Source organism: Microbulbifer sp. MCCC 1A16149, assembly GCF_050368945.1.
Classification (GTDB): Bacteria; Pseudomonadota; Gammaproteobacteria; order Pseudomonadales; family Cellvibrionaceae; genus Microbulbifer.
In genome coordinates, this window is sequence record NZ_CP185959.1 from 634,830 (window position 1) to 650,618 (window position 15,789).

Genomic DNA, 15,789 nt, shown 5'->3' on the forward strand with positions numbered 1-15,789 from the left:
CGTACTTTTGTAGTCCGTACTGGGAGTGGTCGGTAGCGGGAGTCTCCGCTACTGATGGCGATAAATCGGTTGAGAATCAGGGCTGCCGCGCAACTTCGAACTCGATGGGGCGATTGTTGCGATCCACCGGGCGCACGCGCTGGCCCTCGCGCAGCAACTGGGTGCCGGCGGCCACAATCCAGTCGCGGGGGCTCAGCCCGGATTGAATCTGTGCCGTTTCGTTGCCGTAACTCGCCACCACCACCGGGCTTTTGACCAGGGTGAAGGTGTCGTGGTCGAGCTTCCACAGGTGCGGGACGTCGCCGTCAGCGGTGAGTGCGGACATGGGCACGCTGAGCAGGCTGTTGGCCGAGTTTTTCTGTACATACACCCGCGCGCTCTGGCCCGGTTCGGCGTTGCTCGCATCACTGTCGAACGCGACCCGCGCCTCGAAGGTGCGCAGGGTTGGATCGGCGGCGGGGGAGAGTTCGCGAATCTTGCCGGTAAACGGCGTGCCCGGGCGAGACCAGAGCTCCAGGGTCACCGGCTGGCCCACGGCGAAGCGGGAGATATCCTGCTCCGGCAGATCGATATGCACTTCCCGCTCACCCTCGGCGGCGAGGGTAAATACCGTCTGCCCGGGATTGACCACCTGGCCGACCTCGATCATGCGGCGGGCAATGACGCCGTTGCGGGGGGCCTTGAGTACCGCGTAGGCGGCCTGGTTTTCCGCAACTTCCAGCTGTGTGCGGGCCTGCTTGAGCTGTGCGGCGCTGGCATCCAGCCGGGTCTTTACCGCATCGAACTGGGATTCGCCCACCAGCTTGCGCGCCAGCAGCTCCCGGTAGCGGGTGTGTTCACTCTGTGCATTGCGGTGTTCCGCTTCGGCGGCGGTGAGCCGCGCGCGGGCGCTGTCACGCTGCAGTAACAGATCTTCCGCATCCAGCTGCGCCAGCGGCTGGTCCTTTTTTACCCGGTCGCCCACCTGTACCAAGCGGCGGGTAACCTCGCCCCCGACCCGGAATGCCAGTGCTGGCTCGTGGCGCGCGTGCACCTCGCCGGGATAGACCGCGATCTGGGACTCGGCGGGGGAGGGTTGCACGACAATCGCCGGCCGGGGAGGTTTCTCCTGACCGGACTCGGCGGGTGCGCAGGCCGCCAGGGAGATCCCCAGGGTGGCGGCCAGTGCGACTTTCAGCAGACGCTGGAGTGGAAGCGGGAGAGGGCGGTAGGCGCTGGGCATGGTTACCTCGATCCATGTGGTTCAGGGGCCCCGGTGTCGTGAAACTGACAGCTTGTCGCGTCGAAGCCGGGGTAAACTGGTACAGTTGTCTCTGCGCCGGCGATCGAACCGGGTGCAGCTGAATTGCTATACTGGTGAGTATAGTAAGTATATTAAACTGGCGAGTCCACTAAATCGGTGGCCGCGTGCGCGTGTTTCCACGCAAACTGTGTATGCGCCCTCCCAGGGCGGCACGGGCGACCCGACGACAAAAGCAATGAGCGAACAGACTATCCCTACACCCGCGACATCCTCGGCAAGCCGTGGGCGCCCCAAAGACCCGGCCAAACGCCGCGCGATTCTCGACGCGGCCAAATCCCTGTTTCTGACCCACGGCTTTGCGGGTACCAGCATGGATGCGGTTGCCGGTGAGGCCGGCGTTTCCAAGCTGACGGTATACAGCCACTTCTCCGACAAGGAGACGCTGTATATCGCGGCGATCGAAGCCAAGTGCGAAAACCTGATGCCGCTGCCAATGTTCACCCTGGAAGCGGATGGCTCCGCGGCGGAAATGCTGCAGAAGATCGGTGAAGCCTTCCTGGAAATGATCTACAGCGAAGACTCGCTGCGCCTGATGCGCCTGATCAATGCAATGGGGGCCGACGATCCCGATATGGCGAAGCTGTTCTACGATGCGGGGCCACAGCGTACGCAGAATGCGATGGCCAGCTTTTTCCAGCGCGCCAATGAACTCAAGCAGCTCAATGTGCCGGACCCGGATCATGCGGCGGAGCTGTTTTTTGGCATGCTGCAGGGCGGCTGCCGGCATATTCAGATTATGCTCGGGTGCTGTGCGCCCCCGGGAAGAGAAGAAAACTGCAAACATGTGGCGGAGGCGGTACAGGTATTTTTCAGCGCCTATGGTGTATGACGCACAGAAGATGATTCATCGCGAAGTGTGATGGTTTCGTTGCCAATAAAAAGGCCCGTATGGCGTAACCATACGGGCCTTTTTTTACCGTGTTATTACCTTGCCGATTGCCTGCTCAGGTGCGGATTTTGTAACCGGTGCGGAAAATCCACCAGATACTCGCCATGCAGATCAACAGAAACAGAATTGTCATGCCGAGGCTGATACCCACATTCACATCGGCCACCCCGTAGAAGGCCCAGCGGAAACCGCTGATCAGGTACACCACCGGGTTGAACAGGGTCACCTTCTGCCAGAATTCCGGCAGCATGTTGATGGAATAGAAGGCGCCGCCGAGAAATGTCAGCGGTGTGATGACCATCAGCGGAATGATCTGCAGCTTCTGGAAGTCATCTGCCCACACGCCAATGATAAAACCGAACATGCTGAAGGTGATTGCCGTCAGCACCAGAAAGCCGAACATCCAGAACGGGTGCGCAATTTCATAATCCACAAAAAAACGTGCGGTGACCAGGATCAGCAGGCCGATGATGACCGACTTGGTGGCCGCGGCGCCCACGTAGCCCGCGACAATCTCAAACGCCGACACCGGTGCCGACAGCACCTCGTAAATTGTGCCGCTGAACTTGGGGAAGAAAATACCGAACGATGCGTTGGAAATACTCTCCGAAAGCAGAGACAGCATGATCAGCCCAGGAATGATAAAGGCTCCGTAACTGACCCCCTCGATATCTCCCAGGCGGCTGCCAATGGCGGTGCCGAACACAATAAAGTACAGGCAGGTGGAAATCACCGGCCAGGCGATACTCTGCATCAGGGTGCGAGCCGTGCGGGCCATTTCGAATTTGTAGATGGCGCGGATACCGTAAATATTCATACTCTGTTCCCTCTTATCCGGCCTGCTGTTCGGTCTGGTTCTGGTGCACCAGGTTGACGAAAATTTCTTCCAGCGAACTCTCACTGGAGTGCAGGTCCTTGAATTCGATACCCTGCTGGTCGAGATGGCGCAGCAGTTCAGCGATACCGGTGTGTTCGCGCTGGGTGTCGAAGGTATAAATCAGCTGGTTACCTTCGTCCGCAATTTCCAGGTCAAACTCGTTCAGTGCCGCGGGCAGTGTCTGCAGCGGGTTCTGTAACTGAACCGCCAGCTGCTTTTTACCCAGCTTGTGCATCAGGGTGTCTTTCTCTTCCACCAGTACCAGCTGGCCGTGATTGATCACGCCGATCCGGTCCGCCATTTCCTCGGCTTCTTCGATGTAGTGGGTGGTGAGGATGATGGTCACTCCAGATTCCCGCAGCCCGCGCACCATCTCCCACATGTCCCGGCGCAGCTCCACATCCACCCCGGCAGTGGGTTCGTCTAGGAACAGGATGGTGGGTTCATGAGACAGAGCTTTGGCGATCATCACCCGGCGTTTCATACCGCCGGAGAGCGCCATGATGCGGCTGTCTTTTTTATCCCACAGGGAGAGCTGACGCAGGATCTTCTCGATGTATTCCGGGTTCGGCGCCTTGCCAAACAGGCCGCGGCTGAAGTTGACCGTGGCCCACACGCTTTCGAAGGAATCCGTGGAAAGTTCCTGGGGCACCAGGCCAATCTTGCTGCGCGCGGCGCGAAAATCCCGCTGGATATTGTGGCCGTCGGCCAGCACAGTGCCACTGGTCGGGTTGACGATGCCGCAGATGATACTGATGAGGGTGGTTTTGCCGGCACCATTGGGACCGAGCAGGGCAAAAATTTCGCCGGGATTAATTTCGAGATCGACGGATTTGAGTGCGGTAAAACCGCCGGCATAAGTCTTGCCGACGTTCTGTACGGAAATGATTGGTTGCACGCTTCCCCCTTATGGAATTCGCTGGCGCCGGCTATTTTGCCCCGAAGGCGGTGGCCGGCGCCACCGGATACCGTGAGAAGCGGCTAGCCTGAAAGGTTTAGAAGTCGAAAATCTTGTTGTAGAAGGCGACAGCGCCCTCATAGGCGTCGTTGGCAGCGTCTTCGTTATAGGCGAGGGGGATACCAAATTTTTCACCGCGACCGGTTGCAGCGGGGTTGGTGAAGCCGTGCTTGGCACCCGGGTAGCTGATCACATCGAAGCGTACGCCGGCGCTCTGCATTTCCTGAACGAAGTTGGCGACCTGCTCTGCGGGGATCATATCGTCGTCCCCCCCGGTGTAGACCTGTATCTGTGCCTGGACGTCGCCGGGTTTGATTTTAACCTCGGTTTCCAGTGCACCGTGGAAGCTGACGACGCCTTTGAGCGGCAGCCCGAGACGCGCCATGGTGAGCGCCACGGCGCCGCCGAAGCAGTAGCCCTGGGCGGCAACTTCACCGGCTTCTACGGTTTCGTGATTGTTGATCAGGTCGAGGGCAGCCTGGAAGCGTTTGAGGGGCGCGCCTTCGGTTTCGAGGGTTTTGTTCATGAGGTCGGCGGCATCGCCGGGGTTGTCGGCGCCGACGCCGGTGCCGTACATGTCGAGGGCGAAGGCGGTAAAGCCTTCCGCGGCGAGGCGCTCGGCTTCCTCGCGGGTAAAGTCGTTGAGTCCCCACCATTCATGAACCAGAAGGATGGCGGGACGTTTGCCTTCGATGGTTTCGTCGTAGGCCAGGTAGCCGGTGAAAGATTCGCCATCGACGGTGTATTGGATTTCTTCGGTGTGCACTGAGTCCTCCTTGGAGAAAGGGCGTTCGAATTTGGTGTGCACAGATTAGTGCGGGGGGAGTGGCAAAGCAACGGCGCTGGTAGTCGCGCTACCCGGGGCTTTGCCTCCGCAACAGAGTTATTACCGGTTGAAGAGTAAGTGAGCCTTACGTATTTGGCTGGCGGTACTTGGGGTCTTTCGGTGGGATGATATCCCCATCCTCATCCAGCTCTGGAAATGGCAAGCCATGCTGTTCGCAGTACCGCACCATTTTCGGGTGCATCCAGCGGAACAGGATTTCTTTGATCGCCGGACCCTCTTCATCGAGTAACTTGTCGTCATACATCCCGGCTTTCTGTCGCTGATACATGGCCTCCTGCAGAATGATCGCGGCGGCGACGCTGACGTTGTAGCTTTCGACCATGCCGATAATCGGGATGGTAACGTGATCGTCGGCGTGCTCTGCGGCGTAGTCGCTTAGGCCGTGTTTTTCGGCTCCCATGATGAGCGCGAAGGGCTTGGTGTAGTCGGCCTGGCGGAAGTCGATGGCGCGGTCGGACCAATGGGCGGCGTACAGGTGCATGCCGCGGCTTTTGAGTTCGGCCATGCCGGATTCGATATCGGGGTAAACGGAGTTGCCGGTAAAGCGGCCGCTGCCACCGGCGGTGTTGTGGTAAATCCGGTGGCCGTAGCTGGGTTGTACCATGTGGATTTCGGGGATGCCGACGGCATCGGCCGTGCGCAGCATGGCGGAGATGTTCTGGCCTTTGTGCACCTGGTCGGTAAGCAGGGTCATGTCGTGCTGGCGCTGACGGAGCACCTGTTTGAATTTCTCGTAGCGGCTGCGGCTCATGGTACTTCTATCTTAGGGCTTCTGATCTGACCGCGGATTATAGCACTGAGGTATTGTGGCCCCTATCTGACTAGTTTGGTGGCGGCGCCGCTACCGGGTAGACCACGCCGTATACCCATCCCTGGGGGCTCGGCTGCGGCCGTCCTGGCCGCAGACGGTCCCGCAAAAGTCTACCCGGTATCGGCGCCTTCGCATCGAAGTCCTTACAGCTCGACGAGTGAGTAGTGTTCTACTTCGGGGAATGGATCGTAGAAGTGGTGGAGGAGGGCTTTCCAGTCTTGGTACTCGGGGGACTTTCGGAATCCTTCGGTGTGATCTTCCAGTTTTTGCCAGTTCACCAAAAGGATGTAGCGGTCTTCTTTTTCAAGGCACTTTTGCAGTTGGTGGTTGATATAACCCGGCACTGAAGAAATGATGCATTGAGCCTTTTTAAATGCACGTTCAAACTCCCCATTCTGGCCGGATTTAACGTCCAATATTGCAACCTCAAGTATCACATTATTTCCTTATAAAAGTATGAGCGTAAACGCGAAGGCAAAGCGCCGGGTACAGGTATTCAGGAGCGTCGGCGACAGGGACGTCGCCGACGCAGCGTACATGGATGTACTTGCAGCGGTCCTGAATACCTGTACCCGGTGATTTGCCGCCACCAAACTCGCTTACATGGGACCCCGTAACCCAAATTACCTACCAGAACTACTTAAGAGGAGCAGAAAAGGGCTCCACAGTCACCCAGTCCCCGGTCTCACAGTCGCTACCCTCCCGAGGCAGTACGACAAAACAGTTCGCTTCAGCAAAGCCAGAAAGGATATGGCTTCCCTGAATACCGCGAGTGCCTACAACCTGTAGGCCATCTTCATCGCGATAGGTGAAACCCCGCTGAAAATCTGTGCGTCCGGGCTTCTTGCGGATATTGTTCAGCAAGCGCGCGCGGATCTGCAGTGGTGGCTGGCGGAATTGGTCTGAGGTGCCGCGCAGTTTTTCCAGTGCGGGAACAACCAATTGATCAAACGTAACAATCGCGGAAACCGGGTTGCCGGGCAGACCGAAGAACAGGGTTTCTCCGTCGGCCTTGGGCAGGCGGCCAAAGGCGAAGGGTTTGCCCGGCTTGATGGCGAGTTTCCAGAAACCGATTTCACCCAGTTCCTGCAAAACAGTTTTGGTAAAGTCCGCCTCGCCCACGGAGACACCACCGCTGGTAATCACAAAGTCGGCATTGTCCCGCGCCTGAATAAACGCCTCGCGAATTTTATCTGGCTGATCTGGCCAGCAGCCCAGATCGAGGATCTCCACATCCAGCTGCTCCAGTGCAGCCTGCAACGCAATGCGATTGCTATCGTAAATATCCCCATCACCCAATTCCGAAGCCGGTGTGCCAATGGGTTTCAGCTCATCCCCGATGGACAGCAGGGCGGCCTTGAGTTTGCGCAGCACCGTGACTTCAGCCACACCCGCGCCGGCGAGCAGGGCGATGTGGGGGACTTTGATTCTGGAGCCTACCGGAACAAGACTCTGCCCGATATGAACATCCTCACCCCGGCGACGAATATTCTCGCCGGGCCTGGCGGGGCGGCTCATGGTGAGCTGGTCGCCGTCCAGTGTGCAGTTTTCCTGCATCTGGACCCTGTCCGCGCCTTCCGGTACCGCGGCGCCGGTAGTGATGCGGGTGGCCTGGCCTGATGACAGGGCGCCAGCAAAAGGGTGGCCGGCGAGGCTCTTGCCGATGACGGTGTAGCTATCGTGCTCACCGCAGAGGGCGTAACCATCCATGGCGGAATTATCGCAGGGGGGAAGATCGAGTGCCGCCAGTACCGGTTCGGCGAGAACTCGGCCGGTGGCCTGGCCCAAAGGAATGGTTTCGGTCGCAGTAATCGGATGGATACTGTCGATCAGCATCTGCTTGGCAACTTCTACGGATCGCAGGCCATTTTCCGCACAGGCATCGGTCATTGATATTGCCTTATTTCTTCTAAGTTTGCTGAGAAGATAGCCGGGGAGGGGTTGGTTTGCCAAGTGTGCGGCAGCACTTCATGACATCTCTCGGATTCAGTGGTGCGTGCTTGACTGGTGGTGGGGCGGTAAAGCGCCGGGTATGGGTTTTCGAAACCGCCACAAGTACATCCCTGTCGCCGACGCTTTCGAAAACCCATATCCGACACTTTACCTGCACATCAAAGTATTGCTGTGTCGGGTTTAGCAGGAGGTTCTCGCGTTAGCCGACCGCCACCGCAAGATTTGTATTCAGCAACGCAGAGATCTCTGGTTTGCAGGAACCACAGTTGGTACCGCAACCCAGCAGTTCTCCCAATTCATCCACACTGGCCGCGCCGTCTGCAATGGCTGCCTCGATTTCCTTGCGCGAAACCTGCAGGCAGGTACATACCATCTGCGCGCCGGCGGGAACGTTCTGCAAGAGTTGCGCGGGCATTTCCGGCAGGGGGTTTTGCAGGGCGTCTTCCAGGGTCTTGCGGTCGGGCAATGTCTGCCAGTCGGCGGTGGTGAATACCAGCAGTTCCATCTGCTCGCTGTAAAGCAACCAGCGTTCGCCACTGGGCAGCTGCAGCCGCTGGCGATTCAACTGTTTACCGTGCAGGGCAAACAGGTGGTCGGCAATCGCCTGCCAGTCCGGCTGCCGGCTGAGTGCCAGCTCGAACCGGTAACCGCCTTCCACCGGTACCCGGTACCAATGCAGGATGGTTTCCCGCAACAGCTTGTCGCCGGCCTGCAGGCGGCTGTGGAATTCATCCGCGGTCTGCGTGCGCAGTAGCAGGCAGGCGTAGCTGTGGGCATTGAGCGGAGCGATATTTACCGCGAACTGCTTCAGCTCCGGCTGGCCGGAAACGGGATCAGTAAACGGAAGCGCCAGGGCGCTGACGGTGGCGTTGTGGGCGAGGCTGTCGCTCCAGTGGATCGGGGCAAACAACTGTCCGGGTTTCTGGCTGGCGGTAACGCGGGCGCGACCGAAAAACTGGCCTTTTTCACTTTCCACGCGCACCAGCTGTGCGTCCTCTATGCCAAATTTCTGCGCTTCGTCCGGGTGCACGTGTACCTCAGGCGCTTCGCTGTGGTCGAGTAGTTTGCGCGCGCGTCCGGTGCGGGTCATGGTGTGCCACTGGTCGCGCAAACGGCCACTGTTCAATACCAGCGGGTATTCGTCGCGGGTTTCCTGTTTCGGGCACTGCGGGCTCACGGCCACGAAGCGCGCGCGGCCACTGGGGGTATAGAAATCGCCATCGGCAAACAGGCGCGCCGTGCCATCGGGATTGGTAGCGTTGACCGGCCACTGTACCGGAGTGAAAAAGTCGTATTCCTGATCGCTTATATTCGCCAGTGCGGAAATATCAAAGGCGCGCCGCGCCTGCTCGCGATTGTTCTCGAAACCGGAGAGGGCGGCGTGCTCGCGGAAAATATCTGCCGGGCCACGATAGTCGAAAGCCTCGCCGTAGCCGAGGCGCTTTGCCACATCGCACACAATTTCCCAGTCGTGCCGCGCTTCACCCGGTTTCGGCAGGAAACCTTTCTGACGGGAAATTCGGCGCTCGGAATTGGTGACGGTGCCGGTTTTCTCGGCCCATGTGGTTGCCGGCAACAGCAGGTCGGCACAGCGCGCGGTATCGGTATCCGCCACACAGTCGGACACAATCACCGTAGGGCATTTTTTTAGTGCCGCGGCCACCTTGCGCGCATCCGGCATACTTACCGCCGGATTGGTGGCCATGATCCACACCGCTTTGATCTGGCCGCTGTCCACCGCATCGAACAGCTCCACCGCCTTGAGCCCGGGACCCTGGGCCATGTTACTGGCGTTCCAGAAGCGGCCCACACGGTCGATGTTTTCCTCGGTAAAATCCATATGCGCGGCGAGCATATTCGCCAGGCCACCCACCTCGCGTCCGCCCATGGCATTGGGCTGACCGGTGATAGAGAAGGGACCACAGCCCGGCTTGCCGATACGTCCGGTGGCCAGGTGACAGTTGATAATGGAATTGTTCTTGTCGGTGCCGGTACTGGACTGGTTCACGCCCTGTGAATAGAAACTCACGGTTTTTTCCGTGCCGCGGAACAGCTCGTAGAATGCCAGTAGCTGATCCAGCTCCACGCTGCAGTAGTCTGCCACCTTTTCTGGCGTCCACTCCGCCGCTGCGTAGAGGGTTTCGGTAAAGTTTTCCGTATGGTTGTCGATAAACGCCTGATCCAGCGCACCGAACTCGGTCAGGTAATGTAGTAGCCCGTTAAACAGCGCAGCATCACTCCCGGGTGTAATCGCCAGGTGCATATCCGCCATTTCACTGGTAGCACTGCCGCGGGGGTCCACCACTACCAGCTTGGCTTCTGCGGCCTGCATACGCTGAAACAGAATCGGATGGGTCCAGGCGGCGTTGGAACCGATCAGCACCACCAGCTCCGCCTCGTCCAGATCCTCGTAATTACACGGCACCGCATCTGCACCCAGCGCGCGCTTGTACGCAGCCACTGCAGAGGACATGCACAGGCGGGAATTGGTATCCACATTGCCGGAGCCGATAAAACCCTTCATCAGCTTGTTGGCAACGTAATAGTCCTCCGTCAGCAACTGCCCGGAAAGATAAAACGCCACCGAATCCGGCCCGTGCTCCTCGATCGTTTCCCGAAAACGCGACGCCGCATAATCCAGCGCCGTGTCCCAGTCACAGTCCTCACCGTGCAGGCGCGGCTTTAACAGACGTCCGTGGTTGCCCAGGGTATCGGCCAGGGAGGACCCTTTGACACACAGCTTGCCCTTGTTCGCGGGATGCTGCTCATCTCCCTGAATACGAATCACCGCCTCACCACTCTCTCCACCAGCGGGCTGCGACTCCAGCGTCGCAGCAACCCCGCAGCCCACACCACAGTAAGGGCAGGTAGTGCAGGACTTACGCGCCGAGAACAGTTCTGTTAAAGCCATCTTTCACTGCTTACTTTTGTAATTTTCTACTGGGCTTACTGATCGATCTGGATCAGCACATCGTCGCCTTCAAACGCGACCGGGAAGGAATCCAGCTTGATGTCCTCCTCCTCCAGACACTGACCATCGGTCAGGCGGTAATGCTGCTTGTACAACGGCGAAGCCACGGTCAGCGCACCGTCAATCTCCGCCACAATGCCGCGGCCGATCACACCGGCGTTAGCAATAGGATCCCAGTTATCGATTGCGTACAGCTGGGGTTCCTGGTCGGGTAAAAAAAACAGGGCAATCTGACGATCGCCCACAAGAGCGCACACTCCGGAATTAGCTACAAGATCTGATCGCTTGCAGACTTGCAGCCATTCGGCGCGGGTTATGGCAACTTCGCTCATTCTGGTTCTCCACATTTGTATGGAAAGAGTAAGGTGGTGAAAATCGTTAAATTCATTGTTTGTTCAAGCATCAGATCTTTGATGCGAAGGCTAAGTTGCGGGTGCGGGTTTTCAGGAGCGTCGGCGACAGGGATGTCGCCGACACAGCTTACAGGGATGTATTCACAGCGGTCCTGAAAACCCGCACCCGCAACTTAGCCGCCACCGGGCCTGAAAAAAACTAGGCCGGCTCTGCAATCTTGACGATTTCGTCCTGGGTGGCCGGGCGGCGCTGCTTGCGCTCTTCCACGAACACGATCTTCTCGTCTTTTTCGTCGGTGTTTACAAACTGGCGGAAGCGCTTCAGCATCTCCGGATCGTTGATCGCGGTTTTCCACTCACACTGGTAAGTGCCAACCACATTGCCCATCTGGCGCTCAAGCTCCTCACAGATACCCAGCTTGTCCTCGATCACCACCTCACGCAGGTAATCCAGGCCACCTTCCAGGTTCTCCAGCCACACCGAAGTACGCTGCAACTTGTCCGCCGTGCGTACATAGAACATCAACACCCGGTCGATATATTTAATCAGCGTCACATCATCCAGATCCGTCGCAAACAGATCCGCGTGACGCGGACGCATACCGCCGTTACCGCATACATACAGGTTCCAGCCGTTCTCAGTGGCAATCACCCCGATATCTTTACTCTGGGCCTCCGCACACTCACGGGTACAACCGGAAACCGCCATCTTGATCTTGTGCGGCGAACGCAAACCCTTGTAGCGGTTCTCCACCGTCAGGGCCATGCCCACACTGTCCTGCACCCCGAAGCGACACCAGGTACTGCCCACACAGGACTTAACGGTACGCAAAGACTTGCCATAAGCGTGGCCTGTCTCGAAGCCCGCATCGGTCAGCTCGCGCCAGATCTCCGGCAGCTCCTCCAGGCGCGCCCCGAACAGATCGATACGCTGGCCGCCGGTAATCTTGGTATACAGGTCGTATTTCTTCGCCACCTCACCGAGCACAATCAGTTTTTCAGGCGTGATCTCACCGCCGGCAATACGCGGCACCACAGAGTAGGTACCGTTTTTCTGCATATTTGCCATAAAGGTATCGTTGGTATCCTGCAGGCCAACGTGCGGCTTCTTGTGGATATGTTCATTCCACAGGGAAGCAAAAATGGATGCCGCAGTGGGTTTACAGATCTCGCAGCCCTTGCCGGAACCGTGTTTGTGCAGCAGCTCATCGAAGGTTTTGATCTCCTCCACCTGCACCATGTGGAAAATTTCCTGGCGGGTGTAAGGGAAGTGCGGGCACAGGTCGTTGTTGACCTCTACACCCAGCGCCGCCAGCTCCGTATCCACCACATTTTTCAGCAGCGCCGCACAGCCACCACAACCGGTGGATGCCTTGGTCGCATCTTTCACATCGCCCAGTGAACAGCAGCCGCCTTGCACCGCACCGACAATGTCGCCCTTGCTCACGTTGTGACAGGAACAGATGGTGGCAGTAGCCGGCAGTGCATCTGCGCCGAGTGCCGGCGCCGCGCCGTCCAGGGAAGGCAGGATCAATTGTTCCGGGTGCTCCGGCAGATCCATATCGTTCAGGTGGTATTGCAGCAGGGTATCGTAATCTTCGGTGTCACCCACCAGCACCGCACCGCGCAGTTTCTTGCCTTCGCTGTCGGTGATCATGCGCTTGTAAACGCCGGTCTGCTCATCCACAAAAGTGATTGCCGCAGAACCTTCCGCGCGGCCGTGGGCATCGCCGATGGAACCGACATCCACACCCAGCAGCTTCAACTTGGTGCTCATGTCGGCGCCGTTAAACTCCGCGGCTTCACCGCATAGCAGGGATACCGCGGTACGCGCCATGGTGTAACCCGGTGCAACCAGACCGAAAATACGGTTGTCGAACAGGGCGCACTCGCCGATGGCGAAGATATTCTTGTCGGAAGTACGGCAGTGGTTGTCGATCATGATACCGCCGCGCTCGCCCAGCTCGATGCCGGCGGAGTTGGCCAGCTTGTCTTCCGGGCGGATACCGGCGGAGAACACGATCAGGTCGGTGTCCAGGGATTTGTCGCCCTTGAAGTTCATACGGAGACGACCACCGTCCACTTCTTCGATCAGTTCGGTGGCTGTGCTGGTGTGCACAGTCACACCCAGCTCTTCAATTTTTTCGCGCAGCAGTTTTGAACCGCCTTCGTCCAGCTGTACCGACATCAGGCCCGGGGCAAACTCGATCACGTGGGCTTCCAGGCCCAGCTGCTTCAGAGCGTTGGCTGCTTCCAGACCCAGCAGGCCACCGCCGACCACAACACCCACCTTGCCGTTTTTGGCTGCGGCCTGGATTTTGTCCAGATCTTCCAGGGTGCGGTAAACAAAGCACTTGTCGTGTTCGTGGCCGGGGATCGGCGGAACAAACGGATAGGAACCGGTGGCGAGAACCAGATGATCGTAAGACTCGGAGGCACCGCTCGCAGAAGTGATTACCTTGGCCTCGCGGTCGATGCTGACGGCGGCATCGTTCAGGCGCAGGTCGTAGCCCCACTCCCGGTACTGCTCAACCTTGCCCATGGCCAGGTCGTCTGCGGTGCGGCCGCCGAAGTATTCAGAGAGGTGAACCCGGTCGTAAGCGGGGCGGGGTTCGGCACAGAATACCAGCACGTCGAACATTTCCCGTTCGGGACGGTTTGCCAGTTGCTCGAGGAAGTGGTGACCCACCATGCCGTTGCCGATGACGACGATTTTTTGCTTAACCATGATCTCTGCCGTATTTAACTAAGTCTGGTACCAGGTACTGGTTCCTGACATTCGCGACAGAAGGAAAGCGGGGTGGGCCGGGATAGCGGAAGGCTGCACGGGCGTCCCCTCTTCTGTCGAAGAGTGTCAGGCGCCGTTGCCTTGCTAAAAGAATTTCGGATTGTGACAAATAACATTCAATCTCTGTGCCAACTTGCGGAAGACCGCCAGGCACAGGGAAACCACAGGGTTTGTGCAGGCTGTTAAATATTTTTCGGGATTGGGTGCGACAAATTGGTGCGGATTTAGAGTTTGCGCCCCAAGTTGGCACGTGGGCGCAGCTGGGCGGTTACAGGAAGTACAAAAGGTGCGACAGGATCGCCAGCGCGGCCACTACCTGCCAGAACAGCAGGGGGTTGCGTTCCATCAGCGGCGGCTTTTCACGATTGATGAACCTGCTATTCGGTGTGCTGAGATCGTGCACGAACTCCGACAACGCCGGGTAGCGGTTTTTCGGATCCGGTGCGCAGGCGCGACGCAGGGCACCGTCGATCCAATCCGGCAGATCATCCCGGTGCTGCTGTGCGCTGCGGTAACGCATATTGGCGTAGCTTTTCAGGTGGTAGTGACTGCTGCCAAAGCGTTCCTTATAAGGATAGTGACCGGTCAGCAGCTCGTAGGCGATCACCCCGAGGGAAAAGATATCGGAACGATGACTGGCCGCGTCCCCCATAAAGTATTCCGGTGCGCAATAATTTTTGCTGCCCGGCGGTGCGCTATCCTGATAACGAAGCAGCTCCTGCAGGCCCGCCGCATTTGCGCCGCCGAGATCGATCAGCTTCAGCCGCCCATCACTATCCACCATGATGTTTTCCGGCTTGAGGTCACCGTGCACAATCTCCAGCCGCTGCAGACGGCGCAACGCGCTCACCAGCTGCTGTACCAGATTGCGCACCTGATCCAGTGGCGGCTCCGGATTCAGCTGCATCCACTGACGCAGGTTCTGGCCGTCCACATATTCCATGATGTGGTAGAGAAACTTGCGGTCCTTGCGCGGCGGAAACACCTTGACCACCGCCGGATGCTCCAGCCTGCGCCCGGTCCATTCCTCCGCAATAAAACGCTCTATATAGGCCGGGTCGTCAGAGTAGTTTTCCGAAGGCGCCTTGAGCGCGCGCAGCTCCTGGGATTCCATATCCCGAACCAGATACAGATAACTGCGACTGCTCGAGTGCAACTCCTGTAGTACCTCGTACCCCTCGATCTTGTTGCCGGGCTGCAGGGGAGGAGGGAAGGGCAGGTCGCCAGTGGCCAGCATCAGGTCATCAGTGCCCTGGGACTCCAGCGCATTCACCTGGCACAGCGCCAGGCTCAGATTATCCGCGCTGCCATTATCCAGCGCCGCGGCAATAAGCGGCTGCGCCGCCTGCATTCCATGGGTGGAAAGAATCTCTGCAAATTGCGCCTGCGGCAGGAAATCGTGAATCCCGTCCGTCGTCACACAGTACAGATCGCCCGCCTGCAGTGGCTCCCGCCGGTAATCCACCTCGATATGCGCATCCATCCCCAGCGCCCGGCTCAGAAAAGTCCGCCCCGGCCCCAGCGCACGACTGTGATCCCGGGTGAGGCACTCCAGCTTGCCCTCGCGCAGACGATAGATCCGCGAGTCACCGATATGAATCAGGTGCGCCGTAGCCCCCTTCAACACCACCGCGGAAAAGGTCGTCAACCAGCCGCGCTGCACTTCATCCGCACCACCACTCTGCCGGTACAACCAACCGTTCAGCGCGTGCAATACCCGCGCCGCCGCCTGCTTTACCGACCAGGAATCCGGCGTGCTGTAGTAGTCGGAAATAAACCCACTGATTGCCGCCCGCGCCGCAGCCCCTCCAGCCTCCGCGCTACCGACACCATCGGCAATCGCCGCCAGTGAACCGCGATAACGTCGATCACTGCCGGTGGCCCGATACACGGCCACCGCATCGTCGTTATATGCGCGCGGGCCGCAGTCGGTAGCGGTGGCGAATTCCAGGATTTCAGAGTTGGAAGCCTGAAGATCGGAATTTGACACGATGGTGGTTTCGCAGGTTTGGTTCAAAGTAGTGTCGGTAACAGTATGG

At 58.5% G+C, this 15,789-nt stretch carries 12 protein-coding genes; 1 reads left to right on the forward strand and 11 read right to left on the reverse strand.

From position 1 onward, the window contains the following. Positions 1 to 76 precede the first annotated feature (76 nt). Positions 77 to 1,222 (reverse strand): efflux RND transporter periplasmic adaptor subunit, encoded by a 1,146-nt coding sequence (locus tag ACONT6_RS02715; RefSeq protein WP_428820305.1) that lies wholly within the window; start codon positions 1,220 to 1,222, stop codon positions 77 to 79. 256 nt (positions 1,223 to 1,478) lie between these two features. Here ACONT6_RS02715 and ACONT6_RS02720 point away from each other — a divergent pair, with 256 nt between their 5' ends. Beyond that, positions 1,479 to 2,132 (forward strand): TetR/AcrR family transcriptional regulator, encoded by a 654-nt coding sequence (locus tag ACONT6_RS02720; RefSeq protein WP_428820306.1) that lies wholly within the window; start codon positions 1,479 to 1,481, stop codon positions 2,130 to 2,132. A 115-nt stretch (positions 2,133 to 2,247) separates the two neighbouring features. Here ACONT6_RS02720 and ACONT6_RS02725 read toward each other — a convergent pair whose 3' ends face one another. The 10 genes from ACONT6_RS02725 to ACONT6_RS02770 all read right to left on the reverse strand — a co-directional run bounded on the left by ACONT6_RS02725 (position 2,248) and on the right by ACONT6_RS02770 (position 15,740). Then, positions 2,248 to 3,009 (reverse strand): ABC transporter permease, encoded by a 762-nt coding sequence (locus ACONT6_RS02725; protein WP_428820307.1) that lies wholly within the window; start codon positions 3,007 to 3,009, stop codon positions 2,248 to 2,250. A gap of 13 nt (positions 3,010 to 3,022) precedes the next feature. Continuing rightward, positions 3,023 to 3,967 carry an ABC transporter ATP-binding protein gene (locus tag ACONT6_RS02730; RefSeq protein ID WP_428820308.1) on the reverse strand — a complete coding sequence of 315 codons (945 nt, stop codon included), beginning with the start codon at positions 3,965 to 3,967 and terminating at the stop codon, positions 3,023 to 3,025. A 97-nt stretch (positions 3,968 to 4,064) separates the two neighbouring features. Further along, positions 4,065 to 4,793 carry a dienelactone hydrolase family protein gene (locus ACONT6_RS02735; protein WP_428820309.1) on the reverse strand — a complete coding sequence of 243 codons (729 nt, stop codon included), beginning with the start codon at positions 4,791 to 4,793 and terminating at the stop codon, positions 4,065 to 4,067. A gap of 145 nt (positions 4,794 to 4,938) precedes the next feature. After that, positions 4,939 to 5,625, reverse strand: coding sequence for a tRNA (guanosine(18)-2'-O)-methyltransferase TrmH (gene trmH / locus ACONT6_RS02740; protein ID WP_428820310.1), 687 nt, complete (start codon positions 5,623 to 5,625; stop codon positions 4,939 to 4,941). A 203-nt stretch (positions 5,626 to 5,828) separates the two neighbouring features. Next, a complete protein-coding gene (locus tag ACONT6_RS02745) occupies positions 5,829 to 6,122 on the reverse strand; it encodes an antibiotic biosynthesis monooxygenase family protein (protein WP_181254123.1) in 294 nt (97 codons plus the stop codon). A gap of 199 nt (positions 6,123 to 6,321) precedes the next feature. Then, the gene (gene moeA / locus ACONT6_RS02750; protein ID WP_428820311.1) at positions 6,322 to 7,575 is read right to left on the reverse strand and encodes a molybdopterin molybdotransferase MoeA; all 1,254 of its coding nucleotides are present in this window, start codon (positions 7,573 to 7,575) and stop codon (positions 6,322 to 6,324) included. Between the two features lie 262 nt (positions 7,576 to 7,837). Continuing rightward, complete coding sequence (locus ACONT6_RS02755; protein ID WP_428820312.1) at positions 7,838 to 10,549, reverse strand: molybdopterin-dependent oxidoreductase; 2,712 nt, start codon at positions 10,547 to 10,549, stop codon at positions 7,838 to 7,840. 35 nt (positions 10,550 to 10,584) lie between these two features. Further along, positions 10,585 to 10,941, reverse strand: coding sequence for a nitrite reductase small subunit NirD (nirD, locus tag ACONT6_RS02760; protein WP_428820313.1), 357 nt, complete (start codon positions 10,939 to 10,941; stop codon positions 10,585 to 10,587). Between the two features lie 220 nt (positions 10,942 to 11,161). Continuing rightward, entirely contained in the window at positions 11,162 to 13,690 is a 2,529-nt protein-coding gene (gene nirB, locus ACONT6_RS02765) for a nitrite reductase large subunit NirB (protein ID WP_428820314.1), read from the reverse strand. A gap of 328 nt (positions 13,691 to 14,018) precedes the next feature. Further along, positions 14,019 to 15,740, reverse strand: coding sequence for a protein kinase domain-containing protein (locus ACONT6_RS02770; RefSeq protein ID WP_428820315.1), 1,722 nt, complete (start codon positions 15,738 to 15,740; stop codon positions 14,019 to 14,021). Positions 15,741 to 15,789: the final 49 nt, after the last annotated feature.

Excerpts from the sequence above, each read along its gene's own strand:
- nirB (WP_428820314.1), bottom strand. The coding sequence starts at position 13,690 with ATGGTTAAGCAAAAAATCGTCGTCATCGGCAACGGCATGGTGGGTCAC.
- ACONT6_RS02720 (WP_428820306.1), top strand. The coding sequence starts at position 1,479 with ATGAGCGAACAGACTATCCCTACACCCGCGACATCCTCGGCAAGCCGT.
- ACONT6_RS02725 (WP_428820307.1), bottom strand. The coding sequence starts at position 3,009 with ATGAATATTTACGGTATCCGCGCCATCTACAAATTCGAAATGGCCCGC.
- moeA (WP_428820311.1), bottom strand. The coding sequence starts at position 7,575 with ATGACCGATGCCTGTGCGGAAAATGGCCTGCGATCCGTAGAAGTTGCC.
- nirD (WP_428820313.1), bottom strand. The coding sequence starts at position 10,941 with ATGAGCGAAGTTGCCATAACCCGCGCCGAATGGCTGCAAGTCTGCAAG.
- trmH (WP_428820310.1), bottom strand. The coding sequence starts at position 5,625 with ATGAGCCGCAGCCGCTACGAGAAATTCAAACAGGTGCTCCGTCAGCGC.
- ACONT6_RS02755 (WP_428820312.1), bottom strand. The coding sequence starts at position 10,549 with ATGGCTTTAACAGAACTGTTCTCGGCGCGTAAGTCCTGCACTACCTGC.
- ACONT6_RS02715 (WP_428820305.1), bottom strand. The coding sequence starts at position 1,222 with ATGCCCAGCGCCTACCGCCCTCTCCCGCTTCCACTCCAGCGTCTGCTG.